At 53.2% G+C, this 19,719-nt stretch carries 21 protein-coding genes and 1 riboswitch; of the genes, 9 read left to right on the plus strand and 12 right to left on the minus strand.

Annotated features, from left to right (window positions below; all coding sequences use genetic code 11):
* Positions 1 to 3 precede the first annotated feature (3 nt).
* Positions 4 to 2,160 carry a TonB-dependent receptor gene (locus B4C79_RS04935; protein ID WP_291739638.1) on the minus strand — a complete coding sequence of 719 codons (2,157 nt, stop codon included), beginning with the start codon at positions 2,158 to 2,160 and terminating at the stop codon, positions 4 to 6.
* Positions 2,161 to 2,241: 81 nt separating this feature from the next.
* Here B4C79_RS04935 and B4C79_RS04940 point away from each other — a divergent pair, with 81 nt between their 5' ends.
* The 4 genes from B4C79_RS04940 (at position 2,242) to B4C79_RS04955 (ending at position 4,768) form a co-directional block, all read left to right on the plus strand.
* Positions 2,242 to 3,492 carry an RNA polymerase sigma factor gene (locus tag B4C79_RS04940; protein ID WP_291739637.1) on the plus strand — a complete coding sequence of 417 codons (1,251 nt, stop codon included), beginning with the start codon at positions 2,242 to 2,244 and terminating at the stop codon, positions 3,490 to 3,492.
* 82 nt (positions 3,493 to 3,574) lie between these two features.
* Entirely contained in the window at positions 3,575 to 3,991 is a 417-nt protein-coding gene (locus B4C79_RS04945) for a YybH family protein (protein ID WP_291739635.1), read from the plus strand.
* Positions 3,927 to 4,379 (plus strand): YciI family protein, encoded by a 453-nt coding sequence (locus B4C79_RS04950; RefSeq protein ID WP_240605677.1) that lies wholly within the window; start codon positions 3,927 to 3,929, stop codon positions 4,377 to 4,379. Before B4C79_RS04945 ends, B4C79_RS04950 begins: the two co-directional genes overlap by 65 nt.
* A 2-nt stretch (positions 4,380 to 4,381) precedes the next feature.
* Positions 4,382 to 4,768: a YciI family protein gene (locus B4C79_RS04955; RefSeq protein ID WP_171097994.1), complete on the plus strand. Its 387-nt coding sequence runs from the start codon at positions 4,382 to 4,384 to the stop codon at positions 4,766 to 4,768.
* A gap of 21 nt (positions 4,769 to 4,789) precedes the next feature.
* Here B4C79_RS04955 and B4C79_RS04960 read toward each other — a convergent pair whose 3' ends face one another.
* The 7 genes from B4C79_RS04960 to ycaC all read right to left on the minus strand — a co-directional run bounded on the left by B4C79_RS04960 (position 4,790) and on the right by ycaC (position 10,472).
* Positions 4,790 to 5,464 carry a histidine phosphatase family protein gene (locus tag B4C79_RS04960; RefSeq protein ID WP_291751812.1) on the minus strand — a complete coding sequence of 225 codons (675 nt, stop codon included), beginning with the start codon at positions 5,462 to 5,464 and terminating at the stop codon, positions 4,790 to 4,792.
* Positions 5,461 to 5,868, minus strand: a complete 408-nt coding sequence (locus B4C79_RS04965; protein WP_291751814.1) for a DUF6285 domain-containing protein — start codon at positions 5,866 to 5,868, stop codon at positions 5,461 to 5,463. The genes B4C79_RS04960 and B4C79_RS04965 overlap by 4 nt, the downstream gene beginning before the upstream one ends.
* A complete protein-coding gene (locus tag B4C79_RS04970) occupies positions 5,835 to 6,863 on the minus strand; it encodes a phosphotransferase family protein (RefSeq protein ID WP_291742926.1) in 1,029 nt (342 codons plus the stop codon). Before B4C79_RS04970 ends, B4C79_RS04965 begins: the two co-directional genes overlap by 34 nt.
* 11 nt (positions 6,864 to 6,874) lie before the next feature.
* A complete protein-coding gene (locus tag B4C79_RS04975; protein ID WP_291742929.1) occupies positions 6,875 to 7,648 on the minus strand; it encodes an SDR family NAD(P)-dependent oxidoreductase in 774 nt (257 codons plus the stop codon).
* A 9-nt stretch (positions 7,649 to 7,657) separates the two neighbouring features.
* Complete coding sequence (locus B4C79_RS04980) at positions 7,658 to 8,827, minus strand: acyl-CoA dehydrogenase family protein (RefSeq protein ID WP_291742932.1); 1,170 nt, start codon at positions 8,825 to 8,827, stop codon at positions 7,658 to 7,660.
* 110 nt (positions 8,828 to 8,937) lie between these two features.
* The gene (locus tag B4C79_RS04985; RefSeq protein ID WP_291742935.1) at positions 8,938 to 9,828 is read right to left on the minus strand and encodes a pirin family protein; all 891 of its coding nucleotides are present in this window, start codon (positions 9,826 to 9,828) and stop codon (positions 8,938 to 8,940) included.
* Between the two features lie 23 nt (positions 9,829 to 9,851).
* A complete protein-coding gene (ycaC, locus tag B4C79_RS04990; protein WP_171097983.1) occupies positions 9,852 to 10,472 on the minus strand; it encodes an isochorismate family cysteine hydrolase YcaC in 621 nt (206 codons plus the stop codon).
* Positions 10,473 to 10,594: 122 nt separating this feature from the next.
* Between ycaC and B4C79_RS04995 the strand changes: the two genes are divergently transcribed.
* The 5 genes from B4C79_RS04995 to B4C79_RS05015 all read left to right on the plus strand — a co-directional run bounded on the left by B4C79_RS04995 (position 10,595) and on the right by B4C79_RS05015 (position 16,570).
* Entirely contained in the window at positions 10,595 to 11,509 is a 915-nt protein-coding gene (locus B4C79_RS04995; RefSeq protein ID WP_171097981.1) for a LysR family transcriptional regulator, read from the plus strand.
* A 162-nt stretch (positions 11,510 to 11,671) separates the two neighbouring features.
* The gene (gene katG, locus B4C79_RS05000) at positions 11,672 to 13,879 is read left to right on the plus strand and encodes a catalase/peroxidase HPI (RefSeq protein ID WP_171097979.1); all 2,208 of its coding nucleotides are present in this window, start codon (positions 11,672 to 11,674) and stop codon (positions 13,877 to 13,879) included.
* A 112-nt stretch (positions 13,880 to 13,991) separates the two neighbouring features.
* A complete protein-coding gene (locus B4C79_RS05005; protein ID WP_171097977.1) occupies positions 13,992 to 15,113 on the plus strand; it encodes an enoyl-CoA hydratase/isomerase family protein in 1,122 nt (373 codons plus the stop codon).
* A gap of 47 nt (positions 15,114 to 15,160) precedes the next feature.
* Positions 15,161 to 15,345: riboswitch (yybP-ykoY riboswitch) on the plus strand.
* Positions 15,346 to 15,350: 5 nt separating this feature from the next.
* Complete coding sequence (locus tag B4C79_RS05010) at positions 15,351 to 15,932, plus strand: TMEM165/GDT1 family protein (protein ID WP_291742946.1); 582 nt, start codon at positions 15,351 to 15,353, stop codon at positions 15,930 to 15,932.
* A 146-nt stretch (positions 15,933 to 16,078) separates the two neighbouring features.
* A complete protein-coding gene (locus tag B4C79_RS05015) occupies positions 16,079 to 16,570 on the plus strand; it encodes an acyl-CoA thioesterase (protein WP_291742949.1) in 492 nt (163 codons plus the stop codon).
* Here the strand turns inward: B4C79_RS05015 and B4C79_RS05020 are convergent.
* From B4C79_RS05020 to B4C79_RS05035, 4 genes are read right to left on the minus strand one after another with little or no spacing between them, the layout of a single operon-like run.
* Positions 16,563 to 17,834 carry an MSMEG_0569 family flavin-dependent oxidoreductase gene (locus B4C79_RS05020; protein ID WP_291742952.1) on the minus strand — a complete coding sequence of 424 codons (1,272 nt, stop codon included), beginning with the start codon at positions 17,832 to 17,834 and terminating at the stop codon, positions 16,563 to 16,565. The genes B4C79_RS05015 and B4C79_RS05020 overlap by 8 nt on opposite strands.
* Positions 17,835 to 17,845: 11 nt before the next feature.
* Complete coding sequence (locus B4C79_RS05025) at positions 17,846 to 18,130, minus strand: MSMEG_0570 family nitrogen starvation response protein (RefSeq protein ID WP_275269953.1); 285 nt, start codon at positions 18,128 to 18,130, stop codon at positions 17,846 to 17,848.
* Entirely contained in the window at positions 18,111 to 19,127 is a 1,017-nt protein-coding gene (locus B4C79_RS05030; RefSeq protein ID WP_291742957.1) for a sll0787 family AIR synthase-like protein, read from the minus strand. The genes B4C79_RS05025 and B4C79_RS05030 overlap by 20 nt, the downstream gene beginning before the upstream one ends.
* On the minus strand, positions 19,124 to 19,699 hold the full coding sequence (locus B4C79_RS05035) for an MSMEG_0567/Sll0786 family nitrogen starvation N-acetyltransferase (protein ID WP_291742960.1): 576 nt from the start codon (positions 19,697 to 19,699) through the stop codon (positions 19,124 to 19,126). The genes B4C79_RS05030 and B4C79_RS05035 overlap by 4 nt, the downstream gene beginning before the upstream one ends.
* Between the last annotated feature and the right edge of the window lie 20 nt (positions 19,700 to 19,719).

Genomic DNA, 19,719 nt, shown 5'->3' on the forward strand with positions numbered 1-19,719 from the left:
CTGTTAAAAATCCAGCGAAGCGGACACTGTCAAGGTACGCGGGTTGCCAATCGTCAAGTAACCCGAACCAGGGAAGCCACCCGCAGAGGCCCAGTAATTCCGATCAGTCACATTGTCCAAACGGGCTCGCAGTGTCAACGCTTGCGCATTGCCCACCGGCATCACATACCTGACACCCAAATCAAGGCGAGTCCATGATGGCACCTCTTGTGTATTGGCTGCATCAGCGTACTGACTGCTGGTGTAAATTGCCCTTGTCTCGAATGCAAGCCCCTGCACCTGCGCCGGGCTCCATTCCAGCCCCACGTTGGCCTGTGTTGAAGGGGCGCCAATCGCATCGCGGCCATCAGCATCGGTGTTCAAAATACTCACGCCACCAAGCACGGTGACTGTTTTGCTGGCTTTGCCAAACGCCATGAGTTCCAGGCCTTCATTGGTTTGGTCGCCTACTTGTGAAAAAGTATTGGAACTGTCAATGCCGTAGTTGGGCTTTTCACTTTGGAACACCGACACTGAACCACCCACGCTGCCGCCGTCATATTTCACGCCCAGCTCAACCTGCTCAGTAATGTAAGGTTTGAACACAGTTCCTGCATTGGCCACAGGTGCACCTGCGCCAGTAGTGGCAGGTGAGGTGTCACCCTTCACCAGTCCTTCAATGTAGTTGGCATATACCGAGTACTTGGGGCTAAGTTTGAATACCACGCCCGCCACCGGTGTGGTGGCATTCTCAGAGTAATTGGCGGTTTGCTCACCGGTGTTTCCATTAAAACTGGTGGCTTCAATTTGCTGGTGGCGCGCCCCCACGGTCAGCAACAATCGCTCACTCAAAAACGCCATGGTGTCTGCTACAGCGAGGCTTGAAGTTTCTGTTTTCTCGGTCAGCAAAGGATTGTTGAAATTGCCACTGGGGAATGCGCCCAATGCGGGTTCGGGAACTGCTGTTGGATTGTAAATATTGTTCGAGAAACCGGTAAAGCTGGAAAAATCGAAAGCATTTTTTGACTCAAGTTCAAACACTGAAGCGGTGGTACTCACGGTGTGCTTTACCCCAGCCGCGTTGAACTTAAAGCGCAAACCTGCTTCGGCAGTTTGCACGGAGTCTTCACGAACATTTGCAAAACGCAAGGAGTTGGTATTCCCCTGTTCATCCACCACGGTGGGGTTGGAAAAATTCCCGGCCTCGTTGCTTTCCCTTGCACCACCGGCCAACCAGCCAGTCACCGTGTCATTGAAATCATATTCAGCACGTACAGTGCCGAATGTGTCCTCTGCGTTGGAGAAGGTCCAGGGCTGCGCAATGCTGCGGTCTGCACGCGGTGTGGTTGGAATGGCGAGGCCTGCGGCGATTGTGATATTGGGCTGCGAAGCCTGAAGCTTGTGCTCTTGATAGCCCACATCTGCGGAGATTCGCAGATGGTCACTGCGAAAATCTGCGCCCACTGCGAACAAGGAAAGTTCACGCGACTCTCCTTCAACATTGGTGTCGCCATCGCGCCTGGCAATGGTTGCCCGCATGCCGGTAGACCCATCGTTGAAACGGCGAGCAAAGTCGCCAGCCAGGTAAGTTTCTCCACCATTCTGCACACCCACTGTGGCCTGGTTAATGTCGTAGTTCGGCGCGCGCTTGGGCACCACATTGATCGCACCACCCAAGCCACTGCCGCCGGGCGCTGCACCATTCAAAAACGCGTTCGCGCCACGCAGCACTTCAACGCGTTCGATCAATTCTGCGGCCAGATATTGCCTGGGCAGCAGACCATACAATCCGTTGTACGACATGTCGTCCGAGAAAATGGGCAGGCCGCGCACCAGGTACACCTGCTGAAAATTACCGAAACCACGCGCCACGCGAACTGCCGGATCGTTCAACAACACATCGCCAACGCTGGATGCTTGTTGGTCTTGAATCAACTTCGAGGTGTAGCTGGTCAGGTTAAACGGCGAATCCATATTTGATTGCGTGCCCAACAAACCCACACGTCCGCCTGTGGCCACTTGGCCCCCTGCGTATTCAGGTGCAAGTCCGTCGGCTGAGGCATCGGCACTGGCATTGACCTGCACTGCAGGTAACTCGTTGGCTTGGGCGAATGCGTTGGATGACAGGGCTGAAAATACTGCGAGAGCCAAGAAGCTGACTTTGGGATTCTGGGAGATCATGAGAAACTTCGGAGAATGGACAATCCACCAATTATAATGATAACTATTATCATTTGTATTAACGAATGTTAATTTAAGTACATGAGAACTGCCCTGCGACCTTGGCTAGATACTTTTTACCAACAGGAGTCCCGCCGAATTCTGGCTACACTCATTCGCCTGCTTGGCGATTTTGATGTGGCTGAAGAAGCCATGCACGAAGCATTTTCAATTGCATTACAGCAGTGGGAAGTTGACGGCATCCCAGCCAACCCACGGGCCTGGATGGTGTCCACCGCCCGATTCAAAGCCATTGATCAAATCCGCCGCCGTGCAAAATTCGACACCTCGTTTGAAGACGTTGCCGACGATCTCGCTGAGCAACTACACCATGAACCCGATTACGCCGACGAAACCATTGAAGACGATCGCTTGCGGTTGATTTTCACCTGTTGTCACCCCAGCCTGTCACCTGAAGCCCAATTGGCGCTCACCTTGCGGGAGGTGTGCGGGCTTTCCACGGAAGAAGTCGCCAGCGCATTTTTAAGCACTACACCCACCATGGCGCAACGAATTGTTCGCGCCAAAACCAAAATTCGCGATGCCAAAATTCCCTACGAAGTGCCTCAAGCCGATCAGCTTCAAGAACGTCTGCATGCCGTACTGCATGTGATCTATCTGGTGTTCAATGAAGGCTACTCGGCCTCGACCGGCGAAGCATTGATTCGCAAAGAACTCTGCAGCGAAGCTATCCGCCTTGGGCGCCTGCTGGTACAACTGTTGCCAGAACCCGAAGCTGTTGGGCTGCTTGCCTTGATGTTATTGAATGACTCCCGCCAGGCAGCACGTTGCACACCCAATGGTGACCTGATCTTGCTGGCAGACCAGAACCGCACACTCTGGAATCAGGCCCAGATCCGCGAAGGCTGCCAGTTGGTGTTGCAGGCCTTGGCCACACGCCGATTTGGCGCATACACGCTGCAGGCAGCAATCAGTGCTGTGCATGCGGAAGCCCCCAGCGCGGAAAAAACAGACTGGATACAAATTGTTGGCCTTTACGATGCGCTGCTGGAGCACACCCATTCGCCGGTTATTGCGTTGAATCGTGCCGTGGCAGTGGCCATGCGCGATGGCCCGCAAGCCGGTTTGGCACTGGTCGACGAGCTGATGGAGCAAGGCCACCTGCACGACTACCACTTGGCCCACGCCACACGCGCAGACCTGTACAGGCGAATGGGCCACGTAAAGGAAGCCCGTGATGCCTATCAAGACGCACTTCGTCTGACTCGACAAGGGCCGGAGCAGCGCTTTTTACAACAACGTCTGGATGACTTGGGCAGACTGAAAAATTAATCTAAAAAAAAATTTCAAACAATGTCGATTTCAGAAAGTGCCGTTCGACTAATTCATGAAACCCCCAACTAAAGGAGAAACCATGAACGCAATCAAGGCAGTACTGGAAACCTGGCAGCAAGCAGTCGTCGACGAAGACTTGGAAAAAATCATGAGCCACTACAGCGAGAATGTGGTGTCGTTTGATGCAGTCAAAGTGCTGCACATCGTCGGCAAAGCCAATTACGCAGAACACTGGAAATACTGCATGCAGTTGTGCGGTGGCGGCATCATCTTTGAAATTCATCAATTGAACATTCAAAGCAGCGGCGAACTGGCCTTCTGCCATTACCTGTCGCGTTGTGGTTCGGTTCAAGACTTTGGCAATGAAAACGTTGGCTGGATGCGTGCCACCGTGTGTCTGCGTCAGGAAAAAAATGAATGGAAAATTGTGCATGAGCATTTTTCTTCGCCATTCGACCCTGAAAGCGGTAAAGCCATTTTCGATGCCCAACCTTGAGAGGCAACCTGCCATGAAATACCTTTGCCTTGCCCATGAGGAAGAGGCCCTGTTCAAAGCCATGCCACATGAAGAATGGCTGGCTTTGAGGCAGGAAACATTGAGTTATGTGGAATCCTTGAAAGCAAGCGGCCACTTGATTACCACCCATGCACTTCAGAGCGCCAACCATGGTGTGCTGGTGCGGGTGCGCAATCAAAGGTTGGTAACAACCGACGGGCCCTTTGTAGAAACCAAGGAACAACTGGGTGGTATTTTTCTGATTGAAGCCCATGATTTCAACGAGGCCTTGCGAATTGCATCGCAATGGCCCTCTGCGCGATTGGGTACGATCGAAATTCGTCCGATTGAAGAATCACTTCGCGAAGATTGTCGCTACGGAGATTGAATATGAAATATCTGGCCTTGGTGTATTACGACGAGAACATCATGAACAGCATGTCGCAACAGGAATGGGATGCACTGAACAACGAGTGTATCGCCTGCGTTGAAAATTTAAGCCACAAGGGGCACTTCATCACAGGTAGCCCTTTGTTGCCGGTCAATACCGCCACTACCGTGCGGGTTCGAAATGGCAAGACCCACACGACTGATGGCCCCTTTGCAGAGACCAAAGAACAGCTCGCAGGTTTTTACATGCTGGAAGCCCAAGACCTGAATGAAGCGATTGCGCTGGCCGAGAAAATTCCGCCCGCCCGTTATGGCTCAATTGAAGTGCGCCCTGCACGGGAACTGGTGAGCCATGGAAATGCCGCAGGAGGCAAGCAAACTGCCTGATCTGTGTTTACTGCCGCTAAATTACATGGACGTGTTTAATTGCGGTGGCAGGTGACTCACACCATTGAAACTGAGTAAGCTGACTTTGCCTTTTGAATACAGTACCTCGGTGAGCGATGCATTTCGAATTACACGCAGCAGGCTGTACCAGCTTGCATCGGGCAAGCCCATCACTTCGCACACCAGTGCTGCAATAGATCCGGCAGATGTGACCACCACTTCAATCTGCCCGTTGGCATGTTGCGCCTGTGTGTGCGAACTTAACCAATCGCGCAACTGTTCACGAAATTCGCCAAGGCTTAATCGCCCCGGGATACGCACGTCACCATTGGCCCAGGCCCTGCAGGTTGCATCGTAATCACGCAGCACTTCAAGGCGTGACCGACCCGAATCGAGTGCCATACTGCGCCCAAGCAATTGCTCTGCTGCACTGAAAATTTCTTCACCCTCGGCAAACTCATCCAATGCCTCAGATTGTTTGCCAGAAATTAGATACCCGCTTTCCTTGAGCAACAAGTTTGCGGTGTCAGCCTGCCTTTGTCGGGGTCCGTGCAACACCGCATTTGGATGTATGCCTTGATTGCGCATCCACAGCCCTGTGGCTCGCGCCTGGGCTTGTCCCAGTTCCGACAAAGCATCGTAACGCGCGGCCCCAAACGAGGCCTGACCATGTCGCATCAACACCAAGGTGCTCATACTTTGTGGCTCGTCAGTATTTTGGGGTTGCTGGCCAGCAAACGGTTTTTACCCACAACACGCAAGTGGCTCAGTACTTCAGTACGCTCTGGGTTGTGAGGGTCTGCAACACCAGCACGAATGCGGGCCGCCAATACACAGTTTGCCCGGGCCACATCGAATACAGGTTCACCTAATACTTCGGCCAATCCGCGTTGCTCTTCTTCCTCAAGTGCGGCGCCTTGCTGCAACTCACGCTGCGCAATCGACATGGCATTCATCACCATCAACACATCTCGCTTGGCATCGCCCTGCAACATAGGCAACACTTTGCTCTTAAGCAGCTCGCGCGCGCACTGCAAAAGCAATTCACCAGTGGGTTGTTCACGCATCAGTTGTGCTCCGTCATGTTCAAAATTTCCCATTCCAGCTCCGGCACAATGTGGCCAGTCAAAGCCAGCAACAGGGAGTTTTCTTGCCCGGAACAAAAGCGTTGTGCCTGCTCAATGGCCACCACCGCCCAACGCACATGGGCCATCACTTCCCAATAATGAATTTGATCTCGATCAATCGTGCGACCAGATTCGACCTCATAACCGTGGTAAAAATGTTCGCGCAGACCAATGCCGCCTGCCGGTAAATCGTCTTGCCCAAAGCGCCAGCATTTCGCACAAAACCAGCCAACGTCCTCCAGCGGATCGCTCCAACCTGCAAACTCCCAGTCCAGAATACCGGTCAGCCCATGTTCATCCACCATGTAGTTGCCGGTGCGAAAATCGCCATGAGCCAGTGTAATCAAGTCGCGTGCTGGCGCGTGGCGCTCAAGCCAGCGCAAACCCCATTCCAGTGCCGGGTAAGCGGTGTGGTGTTGATCCAGAAACTCGCGATGGGTATTGATCCGATACTGCGCGGGCGATTCAGCGTAAGCATGCAAAAACCTCAGTGCCTCCAGGGGCGGCCTGATCGAATGGATACGCGCCAATTCTTTGCCCAAACGATGAGCCAGTTCAACACGATCAGGTGCGTAAGTGGTGTTCTTCACCAATACATGGCCAGCCGCTGTGCCGCCTATTCTGCGCATCACAAAAAACGGGCGCCCAAACACGGAAGTGTCGGTGCACAAACACAAGGGTTGCGGTACGGTTACACCTGCATTGAACACGGTTTGCAACAAAGCGAATTCCTGCGCACGACCGTGGCTGATGGCCACACCTGCAGTGGGTGAATCGCAACGCAATACAGTGTTCAATCGGCCACCTTGAGTACTTCCATGAACACCACCAGTGACCTGCAAATCCAGTGCCCAGTTTTCTTGTACGGCACCACCGGAAAGCAATGCTGCTTGCAAGATTTCAACCTTGTCTGCGAGCAATGCCTGCGTCAAATATTTTTCCAGAGATTTTTTTTGAATATCGTTCATTGCATGGCGCCCTACAAAGCGCTGACCAAATGCCCCCGGTCCACTGCAACGCAAGCGCCAGTCATCCCCGCCCCTGCATTCGAGGCCAGCAGCAATAGCGGCCCAGTCAAATCGCTGAGTTCACAAAACTGCCGTGTCGGAATTCGTTTGCGCAATTTGTCGCCCAGTTCACTGGCCAGAAAGTCGCTGTTCATGTCGGTGGCCACATAGCCGGGCAAGATTGCATTCACACGAATACTGTACCGCGCCAGTTCCAGCGCCATCGCCTTGGTGGCCTGCACCAACCCGGCCTTTGAAATGGCATAGGGCCCCACCGCACCGCCCACGCGCTCACCTAAAATGGATGCAATGTTCACAATCGCGCCCGGTTTACCAGCAGCAGCCAAGGCGCGCGCAAATTCAGTGCCCACCAGCCAGCAACCTTTCAGGTTTGTATCCAGTATTTGGTCCCAATCGTCTTCGGTTTGCTCCAACATGGGTTTGGCAATCGACTGGCCGGCATTGTTGATCAACACATCGGGCACACCATGTTGTTGAGCAATATTCGCCATGGCTGTGTTCACTGAAGACGATTTGCTGACATCCATGGCCACCGCATACGCTTTGCCACCGGCTGCCTGAATTTGATCCAACACTTGCTGCAGTTTTTCAACGTTGCGCGCACTCAACAACACGGTTGCCCCTGCACCGGCAAGCACCTGTGCAAAGTGTTTTCCCAAGCCACTCGAAGCACCAGTCACCAGCACCAATTTGCCTTGCATGGAAAACAGATCATTGTTGCTCATGGTTTTTCCTTATTTTTTGTCCAGGCCTGCAATCAGTTTTTTGCCCATGCTGAAGCGGTGCACTTCACTGGGGCCATCGTAAATTCGAAATGCGCGCATGTCGGTAAAAATGCGGCTTACGATGGTTTCACCTGTGACGCCCTGCCCACCCAGAATTTGCACGCTGCGATCCACGACCCGCCACTCGGCCTCTGAACACACCACCTTCGCACGGCTCGATTCAAAATTACATCGCTCGCCTTGGTCCAGCATCCAGGCGGTGTGCCAAATGTGCAAACGCGCCGTGTGCAAATCCATTTCGTTGTCAGCCAACATAAAACTGACGCCTTCATGCGCACCCAACTGCACACCAAAGGCCTGCCGTTTGCGGGCGTAGTTCAATGCAATGTCGTGTGTGCGGCGCGCCTGGCCCAGCCAGCGCATGCAGTGCGTTAAACGCGCCGGTGCCAAGCGCACTTGGGCGTACCGAAAACCCTTGCCGATTTCACCCAGCACACTGCTTTCATGCACGCGCAAATTGTTGAACCTCAACACGCCATGTCCACCCGTGAAGCACGCATCCATTGCATCCATGGTGCGAACATACTCAATGCCGGGCGCATCCATGTCGCTTAAAAACATGGTGGCTGTGCCGTCTTCCATTTTTGCCATGATGATTGCAAAACTTGCCCCTTCAGCGCCAGTGATAAACCACTTGTCACCATTGATCACATAATGATCGCGGTCTTTCACAGCCGTGGTTTGCATCATGGAAGGGTCGGCACCCGCACCGGGTGCAGGTTCGGTCATGGCGAAACACGAGCGAATTTTTCCCTGCACCATGGGTTTGAGCCAGCGTTCTTTTTGTTCGGGCGTGGCAACCACTTCCAGCAAGTGAATATTGCCTTCATCAGGCGCATGAATGTTCATGGCCGTGGGACCCAGTGTGGAATAACCAGCCTCTTCAAAAGCGATTGCTTTTTCAATGTGACTCCAGCCACGTCCCCCCAATTCTGTGGAGGCATGCGGGGTCAGCAACCCTGCTTTTCTGGCGAGGCCCACCAATTCCTCCCGCAATTCCTCCGAGGGACCGTGCGCAGTTTGTCGAGGGTCTTTTTCCAGGGGAATAATGTGTTCTGCGATGAAAGTTCGCACTTCGGCCTGAAGTGACTTCAATGCAGGGGTCAGGGAAAAATCCATGGGGCACTCCGTGTCAGTCGATACATCTACTGTAATCGACTTCAACACGGCTGCCCAAATGCAAGCTGTCAGCGTGGCCTATGGATAACCCTGAAATGGCTTTAAAAACCCTATTTCCAGGGCAGTGCTGGTGCAGCCAGTCGAGCAGCAACACCGGTGTTTGCTGATTCGTCGAGTACGTCGCCAAAACGCGGATCGCCCTGCTCCCAATCTTTTTGAGCTTGTGCAATGGCTTCCTTGCTGTGGCCAACAAAATTCCACCACATTTGCACGGGTGTTTCAAACGGCACACCGCCCAGCAACAAGACACGCGCATCGGTGCTCAGGGTCATCTCAAGGTTCTCTGAACCAGGTTCCAGATAGGCGAACTCATCGGGTGTGTAAGTCTCGCCCTGCACGTTCACCTGCCCTGTCAAAGTCAGAAATCCGTACTCAAAATCCCGGTTCAAACTCAGATTCACTGTGCCACCCTGCTTACTGAACAAATCCATGCCCAACATGGGCGAACGCACTGCCGTGGGCGCAGTGAATGCATTGAAGGTGCCCGCCAGCAAGGTGCATTGAACATCCTCAACATGCCAAATTGGCAGTTCCGGATAATGGGCAAAATCGGGTTCGCAATCTGCAAGTTCTGGCGGCAAGGCGATCCACAACTGTGCTGCATGCAGGCGGCCACCATTCACCACCGAATCTTCGGTGTGTACAATGCCACGCCCCGCGGTCATCAGGTTCACCTGCCCTGGGCGAATAATCAGTTCATTGCCCAAGCTGTCTTTGTGAAGCACTTCGCCGTCGATCAGCCAGGTGAAGGTTTGCAAGGCCGTGTGCGGGTGTGCACCCACATGCATGCCTTTGCCGGGTGCAAAATTAACAGGCCCAGCATGGTCTAGAAAACACCATGCCCCCACCATGCGCTGGTGGCGACTGGGCAAGGCACGTTTCACCAACATGCCTTCGCCCAAATCGGCGCTTCGAAGTTCAATTCGCTTGATTTTGTTCATGTCAAAATCATAACGCCTTGCACTTATTTCGTCAGCGCGGTGTAGCTGGTAATCAGGTTGCGATAATCGGGAATGTGATTCGAGAACAAGGCACCCAAACCTTCAATGTCATTGCGCCAGTCGCGGTGCAATTCACAGGCCACGCCAAACCAGGTCATCAACTGGGCGCCTGCATTGCTCATTCTTTCCCAGGCAGAATGGCGCGTCAGTTCATTGAAGGTGCCCGATGCATCGGTCACCACAAACACCTCATAACCTTCTTCAAGGGCCGACAAGGCTGGAAATGCAACACACACCTCGGTCACGACACCCGCAATAATCAGTTGCTTTTTGCCGGTTGCTTTCACGGCAGCCAGGAATTCTTCGTTGTCCCAAGCATTGATCTGTCCGGGGCGTGCAATGTAAGGCGCATCCGGAAAAATCTCTTTTAGCTCAGGCACCAAAGGGCCGTTTGGGCCAGTCTCAAAACTGGTCGTCAAAATGGTGGGCAAGTTGAAATATTTCGCCAAATCGGCCAAGGCCAACACATTGTTTTTGAAACGATCGGGATCGATATCCCGCACCAGCGACAGCAAACCGGCCTGGTGATCAACCAACAGCACAGCAGCATCGTTTTTATCAAGACGAACATAGGGCTTGCTCATGGTGTCTTCCTTCTCATTGACAGTTAATAATGGCAATATGCTATTGAAACAAACAATCATTGATAAGCACGCAAAAACTCAACAGATCGTTCTGCATGAGGAACAATAAGGGGCAAATACACATGGATCTCAACGACCTGTACTACTTTGCCAAAGTGGTTGAACACCAGGGTTTCTCTGCTGCGGCACGCGCACTGGGTGTTCCGAAATCGAAAATTAGCCGCCGAATTGCCGAGCTTGAAAAGCGCCTAAACACGCAACTGCTGTATCGCTCCACCCGCAAGCTGCACATCACAGAAATCGGAAAAACTTACTACCAGCACTGCAAGGCCATGTTGATTGAGGCAGAAAGTGCGCAGGAATTGATTGAACAAAATCATTCCGAGCCACGTGGCCTGATCCGCATGACTTGTCCCATCGCATTGCTGCATGCACACATTGGCGACATGCTGGCGGAATTTCTGGTGAAACATCCGCAAGTCACAGTGCACATGGAAGCCAGCAATAGGCGGGTGGATGTGGTGGCCGAGGGTGTTGACCTGGCCATACGGGTTCGCCCATTGCCTTTGGACAGCAGTGACTTGGTGCTCAAGGTACTCTCAGACCGTGGCCTGTGTTTGGTGGCATCGCCCTGCTTGATCAACAAAAAGGGCTTGCCCACAAACCCCAACGATTTGATTGACTGGCCAAGCCTGGGTTTGGGGCAAACCCAAGGTCAGGTACAAACCAGTTTTGAATGGTGCCTGACCCACGCCAGTGGTGAGCGAATCGTGATACCCCATTCACCACGGCTGGTGACCACCGACATGGTGGCCTTGCGGGCCAGCGCCATGGCGGGTGTGGGCGTGGTTCAGTTGCCTAACCTCATGGTGCCCAAGCAAGTTGCCAGCGGCGAGCTGGTGAAGTTATTGCCCGACTGGTCGCCCCGTCGTGAAATCATTCATGTGGTATTCCCCTCCAGGCGGGGCATGCTGCCTGCGGTGCGTGCGTTGATCGACTTTCTTTGCGAGAAGTACGACTCTTTCGACGAGGAGTGACCAACTTTTTTTCCGGTATTAATATGAAAGACATGCTGAAGGTCAAAAATATCAATTGCCCCTGCCTATAGGGTAAATTTATAAAAACAACTTGATTGATAGGATTTAGCACCCTACACTGAATTCAGCAGTTAATAATTAACGGCAACCAAGGAGAGATGTATGTCAAATGATGCAAAGTGCCCATTCACGGGCGATGGTCCCAAAACAGCGATTGCCGGCACACCCACTAACGCAAGCTGGTGGCCCAACGCACTGAACATTAAATTGTTGAACCAGAATTCCCCATTGACTGACCCCATGGGCGAAGACTTCGACTATGTGGAAGAAGTCAAGAAACTCGATGTGCCTGCCCTTCTGAAGGACTTGGAAGCGCTGTACACCAATTCCCAAGAGTGGTGGCCTGCCGATTATGGCCACTATGGCCCATTCTTCGTTCGCATGACATGGCACGCCGCTGGTACTTACCGTATCGCCGACGGCCGTGGCGGTGCTGGCACCGGCATGCAGCGTTTTGCGCCACTGAACAGCTGGCCTGACAACGGCAACCTGGACAAGGCACGTCGACTGTTGTGGCCAATCAAGCAGAAGTACGGCAAGCAATTGTCATGGGCCGACCTGATTACCCTGGCCGGTACTTACTGCATGGACACCATGGGTTTCAAAACCTTTGGTTTCGCATTTGGCCGCAAAGACGTGTACGAGCCCGAGGAAGTGTATTGGGGCCCGGAAGCTGAGTGGCTGGCCACCAGCGACAAGCCCAACAGCCGCTACAGCGGCAAGCGTGACCTTGAAAACCCCTTGGCTGCTGTACAAATGGGTTTGATTTACGTGAACCCGGAAGGTCCGGACGGCAACCCCGACCCCAAGCTTTCAGCACACGACATTCGCACTACTTTCGGCCGCATGGCCATGAACGACTATGAAACAGTGGCACTGGTCGCGGGTGGTCACACATTCGGTAAGGCACACGGTGCAGGCAACCCGGCCCTGGTCGGCCCAGCGCCCGAAGGTGCACCCATTGAAGAGCAAGGTTTGGGCTGGATCAATAAGCATGGCTCTGGCAAGGGCGGTGACACCACCACCAGCGGTATTGAAGGCGCATGGAAACCAAACCCCACCAAGTGGGACATGGGTTACCTTGAAACCCTGTTCAAATACGATTGGGAACTGACGAAGAGCCCAGCCGGTGCACACCAGTGGAAACCAAAGGGTGGCGCAGGCGCAGGCACTGTTGTGGACGCACACGACCCCAACAAGAGCCACGCACCCATGATGACCACAGCCGACCTGGCGCTTCGCATGGATCCGGATTACGAGAAAGTTTCTCGTCACTTCCTGAACAACCCTGACGAGTTTGCGGACGCCTATGCCCGTGCATGGTTCAAGCTGACGCACCGCGACATGGGTCCAAAGAGCCGTTACATTGGCCCATTGGTGCCTGCGGAAGATTTGATTTGGCAAGACCCAGTGCCCGCGGCCGATTACAAGCATGCAGATGATGCTGATGTTGCAGCCCTGAAAGCCAAAGTACTGGCCAGCGGCTTGAGCATTCCTCAATTGGTACGTACAGCTTGGGCTTCTGCTTCCACTTACCGCAACAGCGACAAGCGTGGCGGCGCCAACGGTGCCCGCATTCGCCTGGCCCCCATGAAAAACTGGGAAGCCAACAACCCTGCAGAACTGAGCAAGGTACTGGAGCAACTGGAAGGCATTCAAAAGCAATTCAATGATGCAGGCAATGGGAAGAAAATTTCAATTGCCGACCTCATCGTGATTGCAGGTGCTGCCGGTGTTGAAGCGGCTGCGAAGAAAGCAGGTCACAGCATTACTGTGCCAGTTGCGCTGGGTCGCACCGATGCAACGCAAGATCAAACCGATGTCGATTCCTTCGAAGTTCTGGAACCCACAGCAGATGGTTTCCGCAACTATGCCCGCAAAGGCTTGGAAGGCACAGCGGCAGAGCGTTTGATCGACAAGGCCAGCTTGCTGGGCTTGACCGCACCTGAGATGACCGTGTTGGTGGGTGGCTTGCGTGCCATGAACGCCAACGTGGGCGGTGCCAAGCATGGCGTGTTCACCAAGCGCCCAGAGGCATTGACCACTGACTTCTTCACCAACTTGCTCGACATGAGCACCAAGTGGAGCAAGTCAACCAGCGCCGACGGTGTTTTGGAAGGCCGTGATCGCAAGACAGGCGAAGTGAAGTGGACAGGTACCCTGGCCGACATGTGCTTCGGTTCCAACTCGCAACTGCGTGCACTGTGCGAAGTGTATGCCGGTGCAGATGCCGAGAAGAAGTTTGTGAACGACTTCGTGGCCGCCTGGAACAAAGTGATGAATGCCGATCGATTTGATCTGCACCATTAATTTGACTTGGTAGCTGAAAAAGCCCGGTGTGAAAGCACCGGGCTTTTTTTATTTGTCCCTGGAATCGGTGTATTGTTTGCAGTCGGTTTACACCTTACATTCCAATCACATTATGTCAGCACCTGTCACATTCGGCACTTTCCCAACCGCAAGCGGCCACAGTTTTGGCCACGCCGTGCTTAATAACCCCGCAGCCTTGAATGCGCTCACATTGCCCATGATCGACCTGCTCGACCCCCAATTAAAAAGCTGGGCGGAAGACGATTCAATCGCTGGCGTGGTGCTGAGTGCAGCAGGCGACAAAGCCTTTTGTGCGGGCGGAGACGTGGTAAGTTTGCACCACGCCAGCAAGCGCGTAGGGGCAGGCGTAGTACCGCCTGAAGCCGAGGCATTTTTCGAATGTGAATACCGGCTGGACTACCGCATACACACCTACCCCAAACCCATTTTGTGTTGGGCACACGGCATTGTGATGGGTGGTGGCGTGGGTTTGATGGTGGGTGCCTCCCACCGCGTAGTCAGCCCCAATGCACGCATTGCCATGCCGGAAATTCACATTGGTTTGTACCCGGATGTGGCCGGCACCTGGTTCTTGCATCGCATGCCCGCGCGCACGGGTTTGTTTTTGGCCCTGACCGGCGCAATCGTCAACGCGGGCGATGCATTGATGGGGGATTGGGCCGATGCAGTGCTAGAACATGCGCAGTTTTCAAATGTACTGCATGCCATTGAAAACACCAGCTGGCAGGGTGAGCTGAAATCGGACAAGGAAAAATTGTCTGCCCTGCTGAAACAGTTTGAAGTGAAGGCACCCACGCCTTTGTTACATACACACGCCAAAGAAATTGATGCCGTAATGAACCATGACACACTGGCTGAAATCGACGTGTCCTTGCGCGCGCTGCAACAGAACGAGGTGGCCTGGCTGGCCAAAGCTGCTCAAGCATATGCGCATGGCTCTCCCACTTCGGCTGCGCTTTCATTTGAATTGATGAAGCGCCATGCAGGCGCAGACCTGGCCGATGTATTGCGGCTGGAGTATCAGGCTTCCGTGGGCTGCTGCGTACATCCAGACTTTCCGGAGGGCGTGCGGGCATTGCTGGTGGACAAAGACAAATCGCCAAAATGGAACCCAGGCAAGTTAAGTGAGGTGAGTGAAGCAACTATTCACGATCTCTTGAAACCAAGATTTCTCGGGCTGCACCCCTTGAACGATTTGTCGATTTCCCTTTGAGGCCAATCTCGATTGACTTGATTTTTTAAATGCCAAGTCCTATCATTGCGACACTCATTGGGGAGTAGCCTCTTTCCGCAAGGAAAGGCTTACGTCAACACACTTGGCCTATCATCATTTACAGGCTATGGCGTAAGCGGTTCTAGAACTTGGCAAGACCTTTGACTACTCAGCTTCCAGATCGGCCTGGAGAAGCTGCGTGGTCATTTGGTTTTTCCAGGCCCAGGAACTTATGTCATGTCTTCGGCACTTCTCGTATCCACCGGTGTAATTGCACTCGCTGAAATTGGCGACAAAACCCAGTTACTCGCATTTCTGTTGGCCACACGTTTCAAAAAACCAATTCCCATCATCATTGGCATTACCTTGGCCACACTGATCAATCACGGCCTGGCTGGCGTGGTGGGTAGCTGGATCACCGCCAATGTGGATCAATCCGTTCTGCGTTGGGTGCTTGGCGCATCCTTCATCGCCATGGCAGTGTGGACACTCATTCCTGACAAAATCGAAGATGAAGAAACTCAGCTGGCTACCAAGCTGGGTGTGTTCGGTGCCACCTTCATCACCTTCTTTTTAGCGGAAATGGGCGACAAAACCCAAATAGCCACCGTGGCCATGTCAGCACACTACAACGATGTGCTTATGGTAGTTGCGGGTACTACATTGGGCATGCTGATTGCCGACGTGCCTGCGGTGTTTGCTGGCGACAAGCTGGCTGAAAAAATTCCGATGAAGCTGGTGCACCGAATTGCTGCAGCGATGTTTGCGGCGCTTGGTGTAGCCACGTTGTTGGGGATTGGGTCGGGCTGGGGTTTCTGAAAAATTCTCCGTATCGCGAATTTGTAAAAACTGCGATTTGTTTCATTGACCTGTCACCATCAGCGACATACGCTTTCGATATGCCCAACAAAAGTAATAATGAAATGTCAAGCGGCGTCGCCCCATTGTTGCAAAATCAAGGACCTATGACCAACTCCAACATTTTCAAAGCCAGCGATATCCAAACCATCGCCACCAGCGACACACCACAAAGCGTGTGGCCATGCACCCCGCAATTCATCGGTAAGCTCACGGTACAACCCGAACATCTCGACGAATTCGAGCACACCAACAACACCATTTACCTGGTGTGGATGCAGGCCATTGCGGCACTGCATTCCAGGCAACTTGGGCTAACGTTTCAAGACTTTGTAGAATCGGGCTACGGCTGTGTGGCACGCCAGCATCACCTGGAATACAAACGCCCCACCTTTGCAGGCGATACGCTATGGATTGCCACCTGGATCAGCCACAACGAAGGCAAAGCCGACATGACTCGCCAGTACCAGTTTGTGCGCGAAAGCGACCACGCCACCGTGATGCAAGGGCACACTCAATGGGTGTGCATTGACATGAAAACCGGCCGCCCCAAAAAGCAACCGAGCCGGTTTGTTGAGGCTTATCGGGCGGTTAATTGACGCCTTCAAGCACAGCTTGAAGCTGCTGTTCAATTTGCTCAAGCAGGAACTCAGAGTCACGCGCAATACCCGAGAAACGCCCCGAGCCCCAGGTGTGCAACCACGGCAAACCGAGAAAATAAACACCCGGTTCGCGGCTAACACCCCGATAATGATTCGGGTAACCTTTGCCGTTGAAGATCGGCAAATCGATCCAGTCAAACGAGCTTTCAAAACCCACGGACCAAACAATTCCAGTGATGTTTTCAGCAATCAAATCGATACATGACCCTCCATCCTCAGGCGTCCACACAGGAACATATCGGGCCTCGTTCGGTGCCGAAATTCCATTCTCGGCAATGAAGCCATCAATCATGTTCTTGATGTTCTCGCTGCTCTGGTCCGCGTTGTCCAAATTCTTCGTGAGGTCATCTGCAAAATGCATCACACCATCCACGCAATTGATCAAACGGCCATGAAGTTGCATGCCCTCCTTTGCCCGCACTCTCAGGTCAATGTCCCGGCCACCATCGCGACCAGTCACGTAATGATTGGCCTTGGCTCGGACCGCTTCCTTCTGGGGGTGCAACTCCACGGGCATGTCGTAGTGCCCCATGTCGGCCAGCCATTCCACAACATCGCGGCCACGGTAGCGGCGCGCTACACGGGGAGCGCTGCCCACTGACAAGTGCACATGTCGGCCTGCCAAATGAAAGTCTTCTGCAATTTGACAACCACTTTGGCCAGAGCCAATCACCAGAATATTTCCCTCTGAAAACTGAGCAGGATTCCGATATTCTGAAGAATGAATCTGTCGGATATGCGCAGGTACTTTTTCTGATACCCTTGGAATTCTTGGCTTGTGGTAGCCACCCACAGCCACTACCACCTGCTTCGCCGTCAATGTTCCGTGCGTGCTTTGAATTTCGAACAAGCCATCGCTTAACTTGCGCAGCTGTTTCACTGCGACACCTTCGAACACAGGTGGCTGAAACGAAGCAACAAATGCCTCCAGGTACGCAACAATGTCCGCTTTTTTCATGAAGCCTTTTGGTTCAGGCCCAGCATACGGAAAACCAGGCAAATTGCATTGCCAGTTTGGGGTTACCAAACAAAAGCTGTCCCATCGCTGATTGCGCCAGCTGTGCCCGATCTGGTTTCTTTCCAGCACAACATGATCAATCTCTTTGCGAGTCAAGTGATAACTCATCGAGAGCCCAGCCTGGCCACCCCCGATTACAACAACGGAATAATGATCTTTCAATTTACCTGGTTCAGCACTCACATTCTTCTCCCTCAATCCATTCGGATGACTTGCACCACAGCCGCTTCCCAACCCTGAAAATCAGTTGCCTTGGCAAGGATGATTTCCAGTTGATCAATGGCTGCTGAGCAGGCAAACCCATATTTTTCGCGCACACGCTCGCTGGCCGCACTCAACCCCAGTTCAGAAATTTTCAAAAACTCGGGCAAAGACACACGCTGCCCCTCATGCAAGAAATTTCGAATCACCGTGGAAGGCGACTGGCACTTCATAACCGTGGCATCTGGCCACATCACATCAAATCGAACCACAGGCATGCGCCTCTCCCACCACATCAGTTGCGTGATTCAACTGGCTGCAACCCAACAGTGGTGTGCCAGAAAAATCCCACAACAGTTCCCGCTCGCTTTCATGATTTACCCAAACCATGGAGCCCTCAATCACATGCCCCACGGGTTCGCAACGCAAATCCCTGCTTCCAAAAAGTTGCTTCATCCGCTCCACACAAGTCGGTGGCACACTGAACACGAAACCAAAACTGGGGAAGGTTTGCATCCAGCGTTCTACAGAGACTTCCTGTGGGCGTGGAAATGCAGCTGGCCAAATTTCAGCACCGCATGCAGAACATTCCAGCATCATCAATGTGGTGCCCAAAGCACCTGCCATACTGATGTCTTTACAGGCCACCGCCAAACCACCTTCTGCCACCTGTGGCAGCAGTTCCAGATCTGCCCGCAAGCGTTCCGCTGGCGAGTCTGTACTGGCATTCCAGTTGTTTCCAGCACCGTGGTAACTGCCTCTCAAATCAATCACACTCATCAACACATCGCCGGGCTTGGCATCAAAACTGCTCAACACGGCGTTTGCTGAACCAATAATCGACACCGCCAGTTGAGCTTGTTTATTTCTGGCATTGGTGTGCCCGCCCACAATGGGCACCCGGTATCGAGCCGATGCTGCTGCCATGCCTTGGAGAATTCTTTGCAGCTGCCATGAATCAGCGGTCCATACTGCATCCACAACCGCCGTGGCGCGCCCACCCATTGCGGCGATGTCACTGACATTCACCATCACGCCGCAATAGCCTGCAAACCAGGGGTCCTCTTGAACAAACTCGTTCATGAAGCCTTCAATGGCAAACAGAAGAAAAGAACCATCCGCCGACTTCAACACGGCGCAGTCATCACCCACCCGGCATGAAGAATCGCAAGGTTGAGCGCTCGCCAATTCATCCATGGCAATCGCAATGTCTTTTTTATGCGCAAGCCCCTTGCTTTCCCGAATGCTGTGCACCAGTGTTTGTAGCCAACTCATACACGCCTCTCAATCCGTGCTTTGCTTGATGGTTGCTTGAACAGGTGAATAAATCCTCGGCCTGGGTCGTGCTCTACCGGGTACATGTCAAGGTTGGCCTGCATAAACATGTGCTGCACACCGTGCACGCTTGCCTCACCCAAAGCCTGCCAACCCAGCTTTTGAAACAAACCCACATTTGGCAGTTGAACATTCGCATAAAAGGCAGTGCACCCTTGCGCGCGTGCACTACTCACCGCCATGGCAATCAGCGCTTTTCCAAGGCCTTTGACTGATCGATAAGCCTGATCCACAGCAAGGCGCGAGCCCACCCACACACCCGGAGCCTGCTCATGAATTCGTACGGTGCCCACCACAGCATCGGGAATACCCAGCAAACCGATGGTGGCCACCAGGGTATAGGCGCTGCTGTCAAACACATCATGGTCACTGGTCTGGAAAATGCCTTGCTCAACCACAAAAACATCGTTGCGCAATTTCTGCGCCTCTCGTAACGCCCAGTCATCTACGGCCAATTTGATGTGGCACTCACTGTGCGCAAATTCCTCAACATTCATTTCGGTAATAAACATGGCAGCACCTCACTCACAGG

Source organism: Limnobacter sp. UBA7229 (assembly GCF_002473065.1).
Classification (GTDB): domain Bacteria; phylum Pseudomonadota; class Gammaproteobacteria; order Burkholderiales; family Burkholderiaceae_B; genus Limnobacter; species Limnobacter profundi.

Coding starts and splice junctions, on each gene's coding strand:
- B4C79_RS04985 (WP_291742935.1), bottom strand. CDS start 9,828: ATGAACAAAATCAAGCGAATTGAACTTCGAAGCGCCGATTTGGGCGAA.
- B4C79_RS04970 (WP_291742926.1), bottom strand. CDS start 6,863: ATGAACGATATTCAAAAAAAATCTCTGGAAAAATATTTGACGCAGGCA.
- B4C79_RS05025 (WP_275269953.1), bottom strand. CDS start 18,130: ATGCCTGTGGTTCGATTTGATGTGATGTGGCCAGATGCCACGGTTATG.
- B4C79_RS04935 (WP_291739638.1), bottom strand. CDS start 2,160: ATGATCTCCCAGAATCCCAAAGTCAGCTTCTTGGCTCTCGCAGTATTT.
- B4C79_RS05010 (WP_291742946.1), top strand. CDS start 15,351: ATGTCTTCGGCACTTCTCGTATCCACCGGTGTAATTGCACTCGCTGAA.
- B4C79_RS04980 (WP_291742932.1), bottom strand. CDS start 8,827: ATGGATTTTTCCCTGACCCCTGCATTGAAGTCACTTCAGGCCGAAGTG.
- B4C79_RS05035 (WP_291742960.1), bottom strand. CDS start 19,699: ATGTTTATTACCGAAATGAATGTTGAGGAATTTGCGCACAGTGAGTGC.
- B4C79_RS04965 (WP_291751814.1), bottom strand. CDS start 5,868: ATGGGAAATTTTGAACATGACGGAGCACAACTGATGCGTGAACAACCC.
- B4C79_RS05015 (WP_291742949.1), top strand. CDS start 16,079: ATGACCAACTCCAACATTTTCAAAGCCAGCGATATCCAAACCATCGCC.
- B4C79_RS04960 (WP_291751812.1), bottom strand. CDS start 5,464: ATGAGCACCTTGGTGTTGATGCGACATGGTCAGGCCTCGTTTGGGGCC.
- B4C79_RS04950 (WP_240605677.1), top strand. CDS start 3,927: ATGAGCATTTTTCTTCGCCATTCGACCCTGAAAGCGGTAAAGCCATTT.
- B4C79_RS05030 (WP_291742957.1), bottom strand. CDS start 19,127: ATGAGTTGGCTACAAACACTGGTGCACAGCATTCGGGAAAGCAAGGGG.
- ycaC (WP_171097983.1), bottom strand. CDS start 10,472: ATGAGCAAGCCCTATGTTCGTCTTGATAAAAACGATGCTGCTGTGCTG.
- B4C79_RS04995 (WP_171097981.1), top strand. CDS start 10,595: ATGGATCTCAACGACCTGTACTACTTTGCCAAAGTGGTTGAACACCAG.
- B4C79_RS04975 (WP_291742929.1), bottom strand. CDS start 7,648: ATGAGCAACAATGATCTGTTTTCCATGCAAGGCAAATTGGTGCTGGTG.
- katG (WP_171097979.1), top strand. CDS start 11,672: ATGTCAAATGATGCAAAGTGCCCATTCACGGGCGATGGTCCCAAAACA.
- B4C79_RS04945 (WP_291739635.1), top strand. CDS start 3,575: ATGAACGCAATCAAGGCAGTACTGGAAACCTGGCAGCAAGCAGTCGTC.
- B4C79_RS05005 (WP_171097977.1), top strand. CDS start 13,992: ATGTCAGCACCTGTCACATTCGGCACTTTCCCAACCGCAAGCGGCCAC.
- B4C79_RS04940 (WP_291739637.1), top strand. CDS start 2,242: ATGAGAACTGCCCTGCGACCTTGGCTAGATACTTTTTACCAACAGGAG.
- B4C79_RS04955 (WP_171097994.1), top strand. CDS start 4,382: ATGAAATATCTGGCCTTGGTGTATTACGACGAGAACATCATGAACAGC.